Raw genomic sequence first — 16,379 nt, forward strand, 5'->3', positions numbered from 1 at the left:
ATTTTGTTTCAATAAATATAAAAAGGAGGCCTATTGGCCCCCTTTTTCCATTCGACTTATTGTTCAAAAGCCTTATTTAATGTTGCCATTTCAATGGCTGCGGTTGCAGCTTCCCATCCTTTGTTACCTGCCTTAGTACCTGCACGTTCAATGGCTTGCTCGATGTTTTCTGTTGTAATAACACCAAAAATTACCGGTACTCCTGTTTGCATAGAGGCCTGGGAAACACCTTTAGCGGCTTCTCCGCACACATAATCGAAGTGAGGAGTGGAACCACGAATAACAGCACCAAGCGTAATTACAGCGTCATATTTGCCCGTATCAGCCATGCGCTTTGCGATCATTGGAATCTCGTAAGCTCCTGGCACATACGCTACATCCACGTCACTCTCTGCCACACCATGACGCTTCAGGGCATCTTGAGCCCCTTCGTTTAGTTTACTTGTGATAAAGTCGTTGAATCGACCAACAACAATCCCAACTTTTAATCCCGTCCCTACTAAATGTCCTTCAAATGTTTGTCCCATGTACGATTCCTCCTCGAATTAATAGTGAAATAAGTGACCCAATTTAGATTGCTTTGTGCTTAAATAGCGCTCATTTTCTAGGCGTTGATCCATTTGAATGGGAACGCGGTCAACGACTTCTAAACCATAACCTTTTAACCCTGTGATTTTCTTAGGGTTGTTCGTGAGTAGATTTAATTTGGTAATGCCAAGATCTTTTAAGATTTGTGCTCCAATTCCGTAATCACGAAGGTCAGCAGCAAATCCTAATTTTTCATTTGCCTCAACCGTATCTAGGCCTTGCTCTTGTAGCTTATAAGCATGCATTTTATTGAGGAGTCCAATCCCTCGGCCTTCCTGACGCATGTATAGCAATACACCTTGGCCAGCTTCATCAATTTGCTTTAAAGCAGCATGTAACTGTGGACCACAGTCACATCGGTAAGAACCAAATACATCTCCAGTGAGGCACTCTGAATGCACACGAACAAGAGTAGGTTCACCTGGCTTAATATCGCCTTTTACAAGAGCGACGTGTTCTTTTCCGTCAATCTCATTCGAATATCCAACAGCTCTAAACTCACCGTATTCCGTTGGGAGGTTAATTTCAACTTCTCGTTGGACGAGCTTATCTTCACGATTTCGATATTGAATAAGGTCTTGAATCGTAACCATCTTTAAGTTATGCTCATCGGCCATCTGACGGAGATCTGGTACTCGCGCCATTTCGCCGTCGTCTTTAATAATTTCACAAATCACACCAGCGGGCTGGCCCCCTGCCAATTTAGCCAAATCTACCGCCGCTTCTGTATGACCCGCTCGGCGAAGAACACCACCTTCTTTAGCAAGAAGAGGGAAGACGTGACCTGGACGCTTGAAATCTTGAGACTTTGCTTCTTTGTTTAAAAGCTGTTGAACCGTAACAGAACGCTCTGCGGCTGAGATCCCGGTTGAAGTTGTTTTATGGTCAATGCTTACTGTAAAAGCTGTTCCATGTGGATCGGTGTTTCGTTCAACCATTGGGAAAAGCTCTAAACGCTCAGCTAGTTCTTCTGTTACAGGAGTACACACAAGCCCTTTCCCATATGTGATCATAAAGTTGATCACTTCAGGTGTTGCATGTTCAGCGAGCGCAATCAGATCGCCTTCGTTCTCACGATCTTCGTCGTCACAAACAATGACGACTTTTCCTTGTTTCAAATCGTTTAGCGCATCTTGTATTGAATCGAACATATTCGTTCACTCCATTTTTTATGGATTATTTAAATCCGTTTTCTGCTAGAAACCCTTCTGTAATCGACGAGGATTTCGCTTGTTGCTGTTGCTTGGATAAGAAATTAACAACGTATTTGCCAAGCATATCAATCTCAATATTTACACGGTCCCCTTCGCCTTTATCACCAAGAACGGTGTGCTCTACTGTGTGAGGAATAAGGGAGATGGTAATGGTCTGCCCTTCTACACCAAATACCGTTAAACTTGTGCCATCTACGGCAACTGAGCCTTTATAAACAAAATAGTCCATTAAATCTTCCGGAAGCTCAATCGTATAATAAATAGCATTGGAGTCTTGTTTCTTACTCGTAATTGTTCCTACACCATCTACGTGCCCTGAAACCATATGACCGCCAAAACGTCCATCTGCTTTCATTGAGCGTTCCAGGTTTACCTTGCTTCCTGTTTTGATTTCACGTAAATTTGTTGCATGAAATGTCTCAGGCATTACATCAAACCGCGCTTCTTGGGAAGTAAACTCTGTTACCGTTAAGCATACGCCGTTAACGGATATGCTATCCCCGAGATGGACATCTTCTAAAACGGTTTGAGCCGTTACCGTGATTTCCATTGCTTCTTGTCCTTGTTTGATTCCTTTTACAGAACCCATTTCTTCTATAATTCCAGTAAACATCGTTTCACCTCTAACAGTTAGGTTTAGATACGATTTTCAAGTCGTTGCCAAGATGAACAACTTCTTTCATTTGAAGGTTTAGAGCTTCTTTGAGGGCATGGATTCCTTGACCACCAACAGGCGTCGGGGCATCTTGACCTCCGATCATTTTAGGAGCGATATAAGTAATGACCTGCTGTACAGAACCTGCTCTCAAGAATGCATCATTCACTGTCGCTCCTCCTTCTACATAAATGGAGGTAATCCCCTTTTCTCCAAGCAGATGGAGAGCCTCTTCTACGTTTACATGTGAATTAGCTACAGTGAGGACTTCCACATGTGGAAATGCTTTATATTTTTCGATTTGTTCTTTCGTAACTTTATTCCCTGCTACTAACCAAGTTGGGGCATCGGGGTTTTGAATGAGGGGTGTTTCAACAGGAGTGCGCAAATGCGTATCCAGTACAATGCGAATAGGATTTTTTCCTCCATCAGGTAAACGCGTCGTTAGCCGCGGCTGGTCTTGAATGACCGTGTTCACACCGACTAAAATGGCATCGTGTTTATGACGATCCTGATGAACATCAGCCCTTGCCTCTTCACCAGTTATCCACTGGCTTTCACCCGTAACCGTTGCAATCTTCCCGTCTAGTGACATTGCATTTTTAAGAGTCACGTAAGGTGTTTTTGTTGAAATATAGTGGTAAAAGACTTCATTCAGATCATCTGCTTGTTCTTTTAATACATTGATGATGACCTCAATGCCTGCTTTCTTCAGCTTCTCTACACCCCGTCCGGCTACCTGAGGATTCGGATCAAGAGTAGCAATGACAGCTCGTTTAACCCCTGCTTCCACAATACGGTCTGCACAGGGTGGCGTTTTGCCGTGGTGACTGCAAGGCTCGAGCGTGACATAAATGGTCGCTCCCTCAGCATCACTTCCTGCCATGTTCAATGCATGGACTTCAGCGTGCGCATGCCCTGCTTTTAGGTGAGCACCCATACCGATCACTTCTCCATTCTTAACCACAACAGCTCCAACGGCTGGATTTGGTGAAGTCTGGCCCTGGGTAGCCTGAGCCATTTCAATGGCTGTTCTCATATACATCTTATCCTGGTTCACATTGCCACCTCCTGTCTCATTCCATATAAAAAACCCTGAGGAAGATACACTTACCCCAGGGTCTAAATTGAGTGTTAAAAAACGGACATACGTCCAGAATTTTCTGACTACTGCTGGTTTTTACTTTGCACCAGTAAAGTCTACTCTTATTCCTTCTCCCATCCGGACTTTTACCGTCGGCTCTGGTTTCTCACCAAATCAACCGCAAGAGCATGCTCTGCGGGTCGCGGGCTAGCAAGACGAATCTTGATCACCGCCGGTTGGGATTTGCACCCGACCCCGAAGGAACTATTCGATTGTCAAAATCCATTGTACACTTACACTATAATTTATTTTACAATCTCACGCAACGAAAAAACACTCCTCCGTGCGCTTTATCACACTAACGTACCAAGGCGTGCCAGACACGCTTTCATACTGTAAAGTCTTACAGGGTGCCTGGCACGCTTCACTATGCTAAAGTTATTGAATCGAGAGAGTTGGTTCAAGCGAAATCTTCACATTGCCCTGTACCGCTCTTGAGATCATGCAGCTTGCTTCAGCCTTTTCGACTAGCTTCTTTAGCTTCTCAAACTGAGCCTCTGTGGCCCCTTCTTTTAGAGAAACTACTGGGCGGTGAATGATTTCTTCGTACGAAATGACCCCTTTCGTTACATCCACAATTCCTTCTGAAGTCATGCTCATCTCATGAAGTGGGAGTTCAGCGCGTTCAATCATCGCGCCAAGTGTGATGATATAACACGTTGCCGCCGCTCCAAGAAGCATTTCATCAGGATTCGTCCCCACTCCTGGTCCATCCATCTCTGGCGGAATTGAAATTTCGGTTTTCAATCGATCTGTCTCTATTTGACCAACAGTATTGCGCCCACCGGGCCATTCTGCTGTGAGTTGAAAAGAATGCTTTGGCATGGTGTTGCCTCCTTTAAGAGTAAAACCTATCTATCTCCAACGTACCACACCTCACTCTCAAAACAAAGCCACCCGCTTCACCACAGTAATGCACTGCAGGGTGCCAGACACCCTGCAGTCCTCTAAAGCATTGAGGCGTGCCAGACACCCTGCATGTCTCTAAAGCAGTAACGCGTGTCTGGCACGCTTTAGCCTACTAATGTAAGACAGTGTGAGGGGGGTGCTGTATAATGGGTGTAAAGTTTCGTGAGAGGGTGTATGGATATGGAGCGGTATGATGTGATTGTTGTTGGCGCAGGGTTTGGAGGATTAACGTCAGCTGCAAGGCTTGCTAAAAAGGGATATTCGGTTGCTGTGCTTGAAGCCTCTAGTGAGCTTGGAGGTTGTGCTGGCAAATTCGATCGCCATGGGTACCGCTTCGGGGCTGGTGCTACTGTTGGGATGGGGTTTGAAGAAGGTGGTGTACTAAAACGGCTGTTTGAAGAGCTTGAAATGGAGTTACCTCCTATGACCTCCCTTGAAACGATCATGAACATTTATACACCAGATGATACGATTCATTACTATCAGAAAACAGACCAATGGTATCAAGAGGTCGATCGAGTATTCCCTACTAACAGCCAACAAGTGAAACGTTTTTATGAAGAAGTCTTTAGAATCGGCTCTCGCATTGACCAGCTCCTCTTAGATCTGCCGGTATTCCCACCAAACCGTTGGAAAGACTGGCCAAAGCTTCTTAAATACGTGAACCCTAATTCAATCGCACTCACTCCATACATGACTCAAACGGTAATGGATCGGCTTAAATCATATAACCTTCATCAAGATGAGGCATTTATGTCCTTCTTGAATGGACAGTTGATGGACAGTGTTCAAACGACTGCGGACCAGTGTCCTGCCTTTCTTGGATATGCAGCCCTACAAACGTTTCATAAAGGTGCTTTTTCAGTAAAAGGAGGACTTGCCACTATAGCTGAGAAGTTGGCGGAATCCATCAAGGCGAATGGCGGAGAGGTTGTACTCAGAAGACCAGCCCTCCATATTACTCCAAAAGATGGACGCTGGGTTGTCAAAAGCCGCAGAGAACGCCAATACGAAGCCTCTAAAGTCGTACTGAATAACTCTCTTCATAACTTTCACCAACTGTTCGACCAAGAAGTTCATAAGCAATCCGCAATCCAAAAAGACAACCTCACCTCTTCCTGGGGAGCGTTTATGCTTTATATAGGAGTAGAAGACGCCTTTTCAGAGGACGTGTTATATCACCAAATCATTCAAGATAAAGCGAAACCACTTTCAGAAGGAAACCAGTTTCTTCTCTCCTTGTCTGGTAAGGGTGACACCCAAATGGCTCCTCCTAATAAAAGAGCAATCACGATCTCTACTCACACAGAGGTCGCGCAGTGGTGGAAGCGGGATGACTATGAAGATTTAAAAGATAAGTATACCGAACGAATACTAAATGGCATTGAAAAACATTTCCCCGACTTTAGATCAACCATTGATGTCTTAATGCCAGGGACACCGGTTACATTCGAACGGTTTGTTAAACGAGATAAAGGTCGTGTGGGGGGATACATCCCAAATGGAAGGTTCAGTTGGTTGCATCATCAATCTGTTTATACGGGCCTTGATGGTGTTTATGCCTGCGGGGATACTGTTTTCCCAGGGGCAGGCACGCTTGGAACCTCACTGTCTGGGTGGATGGTAGCTGAAGAAATTCAAAAAGGCTAACACTTGTAGGAAAAACAAGTGTTAGCCCTCTTTTCTTGTATCTAAGGATAACCAGTTCACGAGAACTAGGAGAATACATAGAACTGAAAAACTATAATAAATAAATCCTGGCATTTCTTTCATCATAACAGCAATTACAGGAGGACCAGCAGCTACACCAACAAAGCGAATGCTACTATAGATTGAGGTAATCGTTCCTCTTTCCTCCTTAGGGACACCTTCTGTAATATAAGCATCCATACAAGGTAAAGCAGTTCCGATCCCCGCCCCCGCCACTGATAAAATAACTAAAAACAGAGCTAATCCTGTGTTGTCGTTGATGAATAAGAAACTTAGTGCAGCGATGCTATTACCCGCTACAATCAACCACTTCATCATGACTTTATTTTCCCCAATTTTACATCCTGACGTGTAGGATGCGATGCAGAGGAATAGGAGAGGAACGGCTAAGTATAAACCTTTTGCATAACCCAGCTTCTTAAAATCATCTTCCAATACATTAGAGAAATGAAACAAAAAACCAAATAATATAAACATGAGCACGCCGCCCGTTACAAAAACGGAAAAGATCCAGTGCATATTTTCCATAATTAAATCTTTCGTATTCTTTATAAACTTACGCAGTGTTAACTCCACTTCTTTTTCCTCTTCTTTTGGCACCTTAACAAGGAAGATCACCAATAGTATGGAGACCAAAGACAGAATGGGTATAAACAAAAATGGAAGGTACCACACAACAACAGCTAAAAAAGCTCCCAACACAGGGCTAAGCACTTTTCCAAATGTGTTTGCCGTTTCAATGATCCCGAGTCCTTTACTTATTTCTTTTTGGTCCTTGAACATGTCTCCAACTGTCGGGATGACGACAGGAAACGCACCAGATGCTCCAATACCTTGTATAAACCTGCCTACTAAGATCAGCCAATACGGATTTGGTAACGACCATGCCGCAAATGTTGCAATCCCCCCTCCTATCGCTACGGTGATAAGACTCGGAATAATAACTTTTTTCCTCCCCCATTTATCAGAAAAATATCCGAACACAGGAATGAGCGGAATTGCAATAACTGAATAAATCGTGATTACTAAGCTAGACTGAAACGAAGTAATATTCATCTCTCGTTCCATGAGAGGCAGAACAGGAATTAACATGGAATTTCCAAGGGTCATCATAAGTGGAATCGATGCCAGAGCCAGTAAGTCCCACCGTTTGTCCTTCATACACATTACTCCTACTATTAAGAAATTGTTCTTACAGCTAATTTGTGTAATAGACATTAGGTTCAATACCCATCATTTATTGGAAGTTCATACTTCGATATAACGCTATTCACAAGGCGAACAGACAAAGAGATGATACAATGGAGAAAAAGGAGAGGATTTGCTTGAAACAATTATCACACGATGCATTTAAAAGAGCTCGTAACTGGATCTTGATGAAGGGGCGACCTCTTGAGCAGGCGCTTTTCGCATACGAATTTGAAAACGGAACAGCGGATGAGGTCTTAAACGCTTTGCACGCCTATCAAAATGTGGACGGAGGCTTTGGGCAAGGACTTGAACCAGATATCCAGCTTAAGGATTCATCTCCTATCGCCACTTCTGTTGCCCTGCAACACTTAGTTCGATTTGCAGATGAACCTAAAGCAGACACGATGATCCGTGAAGCAATCAGATATTTAGAATATTCGTTCCTAGAAGAAAGACAGGGATGGCTAGCCGTACCGATGAAGAGTAACGACTATCCTCATGCTTTTTGGTGGACTGTTCACGAAAACGGTATGTCTTGGATTGATGAAAATTGGGGGAACCCGAGCGCGGAATTGATTGGGTACTTATATTTATTCGAAGAGTACGTAACGGCCTTACATATTCCAAAACTCATCGACCAGGCCATGCAACATTTCCTACAATTAGAATCGTTTAAATCAGAGCACGAGATCTACTGTTACTTAAGACTATTCGCCATGATTCCGTCGCAGCGTACAGAGAAAGTAGAACGACAATTAACAAAAGCCGTACAATCTCTTGTTAAGTTAGATAGGGAGAATTGGGAAAAATATGTACCTTTCCCACTTAAATTCATTCCATCACCGGATTCGCCTAGCTTTGGGATTCCTGAATTTAAAATTGAAGACAATTTAGATTTCTTTGTAGAAAAGATCGAAGAACATGGGAAGCTCACTCCAACATGGGAGTGGAATGACTATCCTGAGGCATGGGAGAAAGCTAAACAAGACTGGAGCTGTATTCTTACAGAAGGCACCCTTAGTGCTCTGAAACGTTTTGAACGACTTTCAAACGAATAAGGTTTCCGTTTATGATTCTCTTGAAGATAACAGCCCCAAATCAACACTAGTTTTTTGAAAAGAAGTGACAAAACCCGGTTTCGCCTTCGTGGCGAGACCGGGTTTTGTTTTATTGTGTAATAATCATGCTTGGGGCTTCCGTAAGGTATTCCATAAGATTGTCTACATCCGCTTGAACCTTTTGCCACTGTTCGGAAGAGAGTGCTTGTTGCAATATTTCCTGATTATCAAATTCAATCTCTACGACTAAATAAACATCTTCCTTTACGTTAACGGTTTGGCTAACAGAATGAATAACGATATCCTTTACACCCTCTACAGAATTAACTAAAGGCAGGTGGACTTCTTCGTGTTGATCTTTAAATTTCTGTTTATCCGTTGGTTGTGGGTACATGACCAAAATTTTTGCCATCGTTTTATCCCTCCTGCCATCTTACATTCCCAATTAACCTAACCCACAAACGACCCGGAAACTATATTGGGACCATCCCCAAATCCATGCATAATTTCCAATAGGGCACGGCATAACTAAAACAGATATGAAACGAATGAAGAGGTGAGTAGTGGTGGATACAGTTATGCTTGCACGTGCTTTATTTGGCACGTCGATGGGCTTTCACATTATTTATGCCACCATCGGGGTTGGCGTTCCCCTGATGATCATTGTGGCTGAAATCATGTATGTTATAACCAAAGATGAAGACTACAAAATTATGTCGAAACGATGGACGAAGGGCTTTGCCATCCTCTTAGCCGTTTCCATTGCATCAGGTACGATTGTCGGGGTTTTAATTTCGCTATTATTCCCTGGTTTTATGCAAATTGTTGGCCAGGTTATTGCTCTGCCTTTCCAAATTGAAATCTTTGCCTTCTTAATTGAAGCTGTGTTTATGTCTATTTACCTTTATGCAGCGGATCGTCTGCCAACATGGCTACGTTTAATTAGTATTACTTCCGTTGCGATTGGCGCTGCTGCGTCAGCTATTTTAATTACAGATGCGCACGCGTGGATGAACACACCAACTGGATTTGAAATGAATGCCAATGGAGAAGTGATCAACGTTGATCCTTGGAGAGCCTTTTTCAACCCAAGCTTTGTCGTGACCGCTATCCACGTCACGGTTTCTGCTTATATGACGGTTGCCTTCTTGGTTGGATCTATTGCTGCAGCTCGTCTTTTAAAGAGCAACATTTCAGACCAGGAACGCCATTATCATAAGAAAAGCATTACACTTGCGATTTATATCGGCGCAATCATGTCCCTTTCTACTGCAATTAATGGACATGAAACAGCCCAAATGCTTCATGAATACAACCCTAGAAAATTAGCGGCGGCTGAGGGGTTATTTGAAACTACAACACACGCCCCCCTCTCTGTTGGAGGCTGGACGTCGCGTGAAGATCAGGAAGTAAAGTATGCGATCGAGATTCCTTACGCCTTAAGCTTCCTCGCCGGAGATCGATTCGACACCGAAGTGAAAGGACTTAATGAGTATCCTGAAGAACTGTGGCCCCCTCTATTCGTCCATACGTTATTTAACGTCATGGTCGGGATTGGTACCATGCTAATCGGCCTATCCTTCCTGGCAATCTTCTGGAGATGGATTTTAAAAAAAGAGCTCCCTGGATGGATGCTTGCGCTATTTGTAGGCGGAGGACCACTAGCGATTATTGGCATTGAGGCTGGGTGGTGTTTCAGCTGTATTGGCAGACAGCCATACACGATTGTCAACGTCTTAAAGACTAGTGACGCAGCCACACAAGCTAACAATGTCGGAATCCTTTTCGCTTTATTCGTAATCTTATATGCGATTCTCCTTGTCGTTACTGTAGCTGTAATGGTCTCCTATTTTAAGCGTCATCCTGTTGAAACAGAACTTGTCGAGAAAGGGGTATAAGAAATGGAAGAATCCTTACTTGCAGTCGCCATTCTTTGGAGCATTCTTTTCCTTTACTCCATAACGGGATCCATGGACTTTGGAGCTGGTTTTTGGGGGATGGTTTATGGAAAGAAGAAAGATTCCACGGCTTCTAAAATCGCCAACCGCTTCCTATCCCCGACATGGGAAGTAACCAATGTATTTCTCGTCTTATTTGTTGTTACTCTGGTTGCTTTCTTCCCCTTTGCAGCCGGAATGTTAGCAACTGTTCTTTTGCTTCCAGTTGGTTTGGGACTTATTTTACTGACCATTCGTACGACGTTTATGGTCTTCGAAGGAAAAACAGAGCGATTTAAAGACCTTTTACGTATTACATCTGGAGTCACAGGAGTGTTACTTCCTTCTTTACTTGTAAGTATCTTGCCGATTACACTCGGAGGATTTATTGCTTTTGAAGAAGGGTATCCTCAGCTCTTATACGGAAAGCTCTTATCAAGCGTAACGGTATATATGCATATTGCCTTTGGACTCAGTACAGCCTTGTTTCTGTCAGCGTTATTTCTTGCCGATTACGCAAGTGAGGCAGGAGATGCCTCGGCCTATCAAACGTACAGACGGCACGCCATTTGGCTTGGTCCTTTGTCATTAATCATTGCTGTTTTAACCATCTTCACCATGCCACCAGAAGCATCCTGGATCGTTGAGAATTTCCGCGATAACCTTTATGGCTTCGGCATGTCTGTTACACTATTTTTAATCGGGTACGTGTTACTGTTTGTGAGGCGACCAAATGGGCAACTTGGATATTCACGCTTAGCTGTCGTATTCGTGGTGCTTCAATATGGGTTTGCTATTTATGCATATGGATCTGCCCACTTGCCTTATATGGTATATCCACACCTAACCATTGAGGAAGGATTCACAAATCCAACGATGTTTAATCAGCTACTGATCGCCTATATCATCGGCCTTTGCATTCTGGTTCCTGCTTTCATTCTCCACTGGAAGTTGTTCCTGAAAGATAAACGATATTTAAAGCAAGATTAGCTAAAAAGCAGTACTAGTGCAGGTGGCCACACCTGAACTAGTACTGCTTTTACATTGGTTATTCTGTTTCTACTTTTCTTCTCCCAGCCATTAAAATATAGAAAAGCGGTCCTAACAACGGAATAAACCCTAAGGGCCAGTAGCTTCTTAATGAGTGATCATTTTGATAATACGCATGATGGGAGATACCGAGTAGAGAAAGGAGCGTCAGCATTATAAAATCAATGGTCATTGTATGTACAAAACGCGATTCCCAAAAGGCTTGTTGATAGTCTGTAAAGTTTCCATAAACTAGTCCATATAGCAGTAATAATATAGTTATAATCAAAAGGGTTAATGCAAAAGACGGATTGGTTACAATGTGATAAAGCCTTTGTGATGTTCGATTCGTTCGATTTCGCTTCTCGTAGTGAAATATGAAATATGGAAATAGAGCAAAAGCTCCTAAAGCGAATGAACCAAGTACAAACGGCCACGCTGGTATGGTTGCTTTGTCTTTTGAGAGTAGAAGAATCCCAAACACCATAGGCCAGACTCCTAACAGACTAAATACGGCTACTAGTAGCGGGTCAGGTGAGTCCATTGTAATGATTTGCTTGAGATAGTTCATCCCCCCGTCTTTTATAGGGGCTAAGAAAAAGGCATAAACAATAAAAAGAAGCCAGATCGCTAACATAATTGATTTTAGTTGCCTCATTAGCCTTCAGCCTCCCAGTCTTTCTTAAACCGTTCGACTTTCCCTTCAAGATCTTTCATCATTTGTAAAAGACGATCCAAATCTTCGGCTTCTGCATCCGTTGAGTCTATCGCTTCAACGACTTGAGACAATATTTGGAATCGGTTTGTTAAATATTGAAGCTGTGATGCTTTATCTTGTACTGATTTGCCCATAGAATCCCTCCTCCCTATTCTTTTCTCTAATCGCGATCAGAGTAAACCTTTTACTAAAGCTTAGCCCCAACTAATATCCCTGATCTTATTCATTTAAAGTTTATTACATATTTGAACAATGTGGAATAGTTCCACTAATTCCATAAAGCAAGCATAGTTTACGCATGAGACGAACTTACAAAAGGAAAAGAGAAGTTCTAAAACGAACTTCTCTTTTAAAGCGCCTATGAATGTTGAGTTGAGGATCCCTCTTTTTCAGAACTTGATAAGAACCATCCACCTACTGCAATTAGAACCAACACGCTATAGAATATGGACTTCCACAGTACAGAGTGGGCAAAATCATGCGAAAGAACGTGTAAGGATGGATGAGCTAGGACGGTCACGACAAGCTTTACACCAACCCAACCAACAATGATGAAGGCAGCTGTTTCTAACCCCGGCTTACGCTTCAGTAAGTCTACAAACTTGTTCGCTGCAAATCGCATAATGATAATCCCGATTATTCCACCTGCTAAGACAACAAGAAACTTACCACCATCAAGACTGCCGATAACCGGAAGAGGTGTTTCAGGTAAGGAAACCGCAAGAGCAACAGCTGCTAATATAGAATCGACCGCGAAGGCCATATCTGCTAACTCTACTTTGAAAACCGTCATCCAAAAACCACTCTTCTTTCCTTCTGGTTCCTCAGCGCCCTCATCTAACTTCTTCCGCTTCACCTTCTGTTTCCACAGATGATTGATCGAGATGAAGATTAAGTACGCTGCTCCAATCGCTTGAACTTGCCATACATCAATAAGAAACGAAATAATAAATAACGACCCAGTTCGTAAAATAAATGCTCCTGCTAACCCGTAAAATAATGCCTTCTTTCGCTGCTCTTCAGGTAAATGCTTTACCATTACTGCTAGCACAAGAGCATTATCCGCTGCCAAAATGCCCTCTAATAGTACTAATACAAGCAACACCCATCCATACTCAAATAACAACTGAAGTTCCATGTCTTTTCTCCTTTATCTAACAGTATAAAAAATAGCCTTTACCACATGTGGTAAAGGCCATCAAAAAAGACCTTTACACAGGATTGTGTAAAGGTCTTGCTAACAACGTGAACGTTGCCAATAAAGCCGGAGATCTCTCTCGCAATGACGACTTTATTGTACAGCTACTCCCCTTTAGGAAGGAAACGACTATTTAATTACCTTTATCATAATCTGTCCTCGCAGATTTGTCAATAAAATAATAGTCTTCACTTGTTGTTTGTTAGCATACACCTTTACAATCAGCTATGATGGTTCACTCGTCGTGTAAAGAAAAGCCCAATCATAACGTTTACACCTTACTTATTTGTACTACGCATCCATTACCCCTTAAAAAAAAGAGTTCATTATAAATATCAGTTTTCCCGACTCAGAAGCAGGTATCCTAAAAACAGACATAAAAAAAGACGCCTGTTTTCTACACAAGAAAACAGGCGTCTTAACTATTATTTTACTGAGCCTTCAATGACACCTTCCATTTTAGAAACCATTGCTTCTTTTAATTCATCCAACCGTTCCAAGCTTGTTTCGTAAGCATCTGTTTTCACCCCGAAGTAACACTTGATCTTCGGTTCTGTTCCAGATGGGCGTAAACAACACCATGCATCTTCTTCTAAAACGTATTTTACTACATTCTCCTGAGGTAGTTGAATCGTTTCAGATTCGCTTCCGTCTAAAAATGTACGGGTTTGATCTGAATAATCTTCCACAGCGATTACACGATATGAACCGAACTGAGTGGGTTGGTCTTGACGGAAACGGTCCATAATCTGCTGGATCTTCTCTGTGCCCTCTTTCCCTTTTAACGTAAGAGAATGCAAGCCTTCTAAGTAATAGCCGTGCTGCTCATATAGCCCTGTTAGTGCTTCATAAAGTGTCTTACCTTGCCCACGCCAGTGTGCAGCTAACTCACTTGCTGTAATCGCTGCTTGAACCGCATCTTTATCGCGAACATACTCGTCCACTAAGTACCCATAACTTTCTTCAAAACCATACAAGAACGTTCCGGTTCCGTTTTCGTTAAAGGATTCAATTTGTTCTGCAATAAATTTAAAGCCTGTTAATGTTTCGATCATACGAGCATTATAATGCTCAGCAACTTTACGGCCCATTTCGGTCGTAACAATCGTCTTAATAACCGTAGCATCTTCAGGGAGAGGCTTCGTCTCTGAAAGGAGGTAGTCAATCGTTAATGTCCCGAGTTGATTACCCGTTAGCACTACATACTCCCCTTCTTCATTCTGAACGGCTACTCCTAAACGGTCGGCATCTGGGTCTGTAGCAATCAGAAGGTCTGCCCCTTTTTCTTTTCCTAGTTCAATGGCTTTAGCAAAGGCTTGGTGTTCTTCAGGATTTGGAGAAGAGACTGTAGAGAATTCTGGGTCTGGTTTAGCTTGCTCTTCAACAACATGTACGTTCTTAAAACCAGCTTGCTCTAGTCCATCTAACACAGGTTGATACGCTGTTCCATGAAGAGGAGTGAAGACGATTGAAATATCCGATTGTTCTTTTATCATTTGTGGATTGCGAATAATTCCAAGCAAGCGTTCCGTGTATGCTTTGTCTACATCTTCTCCAATCCAAGTAAGCAAGTCGGATTGTTCGATCTCATCCTGCTCTCGTACCTGAACAGTCAATTCGCTCTCCACGTCATTGACGTACGATACTAATTTATTTGCTTCATTAGGAGGCATTTGTGCCCCTTGATCATTATATACTTTAAATCCATTATATTCTGGTGGGTTGTGACTAGCCGTAATCATAATTCCCGCTGCTGTTTGAAGGTGACGAACAGCAAAAGAAAGATAAGGAGTAGGACGAAGCGACTCATATACATACGCTTTAATACCATGGGCTCCTAAAACTCTAGCCGCTTCAATACTAAATTCTTTTGACTTATAGCGAGAATCATATGCGATCGCTACTCCCTTTTCACGAGCTCCCTCGACATGGTCAAGCATGTATAAAGCAAGTCCTTCTACAGCTTTTCGGATGGTATATGTGTTCATTCGGTTCGTACCAGGACCTAGCAGACCTCGCATTCCACCTGTTCCAAACTCAAGCGTTTTATAGAAAGCATCTTCTAGTTCTGAAGAATTTTCTTCTAGCTCCTCAAGCTTCGTTTTGAGATCTGTTTCTAAATCCTCATATTGCTTCCACTGTTCAAATGTTGTTTTCCAAGTCACATGGATTCCCCCTCATGGTTTTAATGTCTTACGAATGTAGGATTCAAATATCATATCTAAAAGGAGTGTTAACGTTGATCTTGTCGTTATGTCAAAGCCTGCATATGAGGTCTTAGGCACCCTGGCATTCAGGGATTGGGAAGTAAGCTGTGCTAGTGAGCTAGAATTTGCATTGGTAATAGCCACAGAATGGATCCGACGAGCATTCAACTGTTCGATCAAATCAAGCAGTAGCTCCACTTCACCACTCGAAGAGATACATAACACTAAATCATCTTCTTCAATCCAGCTTGGCAAAAGATGAATCATATGTAGCTCGTACAAATACGTACTTGTCTTATTCATCTGCATAAGTTTCTTACTTACGTACTCTCCAAGCGGTTTTGTTAACCCAATGGCCACGACCACAATTCTTACAGCATTCTTCATAGCATCAGTGACTTCTTCAATTGCTTTAGCATCAATTGAACCTAACGCGTGTTCTAAAACATACTTATATTGGTCTACTATATTATCAGCTCTTCGAACAGAAGAAGAATGATGATCTCTGAGTACATACTTTAGCTCAGCAAATCCGTTCAAACCAAGATGGTGGCACATCCTTACAACCGTAGTCGTACTTACATTGTTTTCTTCCGCCATTTCTGTCAAAGACATACGCTTTGCATTTGGTAAGTGGGATTCAATATAGGCTAGAACGTGACGCTCAGCATGTGTAAGCAAATGTACTTTGTCTGTAAATAAATCAACTGGTGTCTTCATATTCTGGCTCCTCTGCGGACATTCGTGTTAAATTATAACATAATTCAGATAAGTAATGGCGGGTATCTTGGTGACAGATCACGACAAAAAAGCTAAGACAT

Annotated in this window: 16 protein-coding genes and 1 riboswitch; of the genes, 4 read left to right on the forward strand and 12 right to left on the reverse strand. The window is 42.5% G+C overall.

Annotated elements, in window-relative coordinates:
• Positions 1-56: 56 nt before the first annotated feature.
• From ribH to N780_RS03665, 5 genes are all read right to left on the reverse strand, one after another.
• Positions 57-527 (reverse strand): 6,7-dimethyl-8-ribityllumazine synthase, encoded by a 471-nt coding sequence (gene ribH, locus N780_RS03645; protein ID WP_036780188.1) that lies wholly within the window; start codon positions 525-527, stop codon positions 57-59.
• Between the two features lie 18 nt (positions 528-545).
• Complete coding sequence (locus N780_RS03650) at positions 546-1,739, reverse strand: bifunctional 3,4-dihydroxy-2-butanone-4-phosphate synthase/GTP cyclohydrolase II (protein ID WP_036780189.1); 1,194 nt, start codon at positions 1,737-1,739, stop codon at positions 546-548.
• Between the two features lie 25 nt (positions 1,740-1,764).
• On the reverse strand, positions 1,765-2,415 hold the full coding sequence (gene ribE, locus N780_RS03655) for a riboflavin synthase (RefSeq protein ID WP_036780191.1): 651 nt from the start codon (positions 2,413-2,415) through the stop codon (positions 1,765-1,767).
• Between the two features lie 10 nt (positions 2,416-2,425).
• Positions 2,426-3,496 carry a bifunctional diaminohydroxyphosphoribosylaminopyrimidine deaminase/5-amino-6-(5-phosphoribosylamino)uracil reductase RibD gene (gene ribD / locus N780_RS03660; RefSeq protein WP_232299491.1) on the reverse strand — a complete coding sequence of 357 codons (1,071 nt, stop codon included), beginning with the start codon at positions 3,494-3,496 and terminating at the stop codon, positions 2,426-2,428.
• Positions 3,497-3,663: 167 nt separating this feature from the next.
• Positions 3,664-3,808, reverse strand: a riboswitch (FMN riboswitch).
• A 171-nt stretch (positions 3,809-3,979) separates the two neighbouring features.
• Positions 3,980-4,426 carry an OsmC family protein gene (locus N780_RS03665; protein ID WP_036780193.1) on the reverse strand — a complete coding sequence of 149 codons (447 nt, stop codon included), beginning with the start codon at positions 4,424-4,426 and terminating at the stop codon, positions 3,980-3,982.
• Positions 4,427-4,690: 264 nt separating this feature from the next.
• Between N780_RS03665 and N780_RS03670 the strand changes: the two genes are divergently transcribed.
• On the forward strand, positions 4,691-6,160 hold the full coding sequence (locus N780_RS03670) for a phytoene desaturase family protein (protein WP_232299485.1): 1,470 nt from the start codon (positions 4,691-4,693) through the stop codon (positions 6,158-6,160).
• A gap of 21 nt (positions 6,161-6,181) precedes the next feature.
• Here N780_RS03670 and N780_RS03675 read toward each other — a convergent pair whose 3' ends face one another.
• The gene (locus N780_RS03675) at positions 6,182-7,381 is read right to left on the reverse strand and encodes an MFS transporter (RefSeq protein WP_036780197.1); all 1,200 of its coding nucleotides are present in this window, start codon (positions 7,379-7,381) and stop codon (positions 6,182-6,184) included.
• A gap of 164 nt (positions 7,382-7,545) precedes the next feature.
• On the opposite strand from N780_RS03675, the gene N780_RS03680 reads away from it, so the two are divergent.
• Entirely contained in the window at positions 7,546-8,469 is a 924-nt protein-coding gene (locus N780_RS03680; protein ID WP_036780200.1) for a hypothetical protein, read from the forward strand.
• A gap of 109 nt (positions 8,470-8,578) precedes the next feature.
• Here N780_RS03680 and N780_RS03685 read toward each other — a convergent pair whose 3' ends face one another.
• On the reverse strand, positions 8,579-8,881 hold the full coding sequence (locus N780_RS03685) for an EthD family reductase (RefSeq protein ID WP_052114870.1): 303 nt from the start codon (positions 8,879-8,881) through the stop codon (positions 8,579-8,581).
• Positions 8,882-9,035: 154 nt separating this feature from the next.
• Here N780_RS03685 and N780_RS03690 point away from each other — a divergent pair, with 154 nt between their 5' ends.
• Both N780_RS03690 and N780_RS03695 read left to right on the forward strand, forming a co-directional pair.
• Positions 9,036-10,367 carry a cytochrome ubiquinol oxidase subunit I gene (locus N780_RS03690; RefSeq protein ID WP_036780747.1) on the forward strand — a complete coding sequence of 444 codons (1,332 nt, stop codon included), beginning with the start codon at positions 9,036-9,038 and terminating at the stop codon, positions 10,365-10,367.
• Positions 10,368-10,370: 3 nt separating this feature from the next.
• A complete protein-coding gene (locus N780_RS03695) occupies positions 10,371-11,396 on the forward strand; it encodes a cytochrome d ubiquinol oxidase subunit II (RefSeq protein WP_036780203.1) in 1,026 nt (341 codons plus the stop codon).
• A gap of 58 nt (positions 11,397-11,454) precedes the next feature.
• Here the strand turns inward: N780_RS03695 and N780_RS03700 are convergent, their stop codons facing one another.
• The 5 genes from N780_RS03700 to N780_RS03720 all read right to left on the reverse strand — a co-directional run bounded on the left by N780_RS03700 (position 11,455) and on the right by N780_RS03720 (position 16,278).
• A complete protein-coding gene (locus tag N780_RS03700) occupies positions 11,455-12,093 on the reverse strand; it encodes a hypothetical protein (protein ID WP_036780206.1) in 639 nt (212 codons plus the stop codon).
• Positions 12,093-12,287, reverse strand: a complete 195-nt coding sequence (locus N780_RS03705; protein WP_036780208.1) for an SE1561 family protein — start codon at positions 12,285-12,287, stop codon at positions 12,093-12,095. The genes N780_RS03700 and N780_RS03705 overlap by 1 nt, the downstream gene beginning before the upstream one ends.
• 224 nt (positions 12,288-12,511) lie before the next feature.
• The gene (locus tag N780_RS03710) at positions 12,512-13,291 is read right to left on the reverse strand and encodes a TerC family protein (RefSeq protein WP_036780210.1); all 780 of its coding nucleotides are present in this window, start codon (positions 13,289-13,291) and stop codon (positions 12,512-12,514) included.
• A gap of 485 nt (positions 13,292-13,776) precedes the next feature.
• The gene (locus N780_RS03715; RefSeq protein WP_036780212.1) at positions 13,777-15,516 is read right to left on the reverse strand and encodes a phospho-sugar mutase; all 1,740 of its coding nucleotides are present in this window, start codon (positions 15,514-15,516) and stop codon (positions 13,777-13,779) included.
• A gap of 12 nt (positions 15,517-15,528) precedes the next feature.
• The gene (locus N780_RS03720) at positions 15,529-16,278 is read right to left on the reverse strand and encodes a MurR/RpiR family transcriptional regulator (protein WP_036780214.1); all 750 of its coding nucleotides are present in this window, start codon (positions 16,276-16,278) and stop codon (positions 15,529-15,531) included.
• Between the last annotated feature and the right edge of the window lie 101 nt (positions 16,279-16,379).

Origin of the sequence: Pontibacillus chungwhensis BH030062, from assembly GCF_000770675.1 — a bacterium.
Lineage (GTDB): Bacteria > Bacillota > Bacilli > Bacillales > BH030062 > Pontibacillus > Pontibacillus chungwhensis.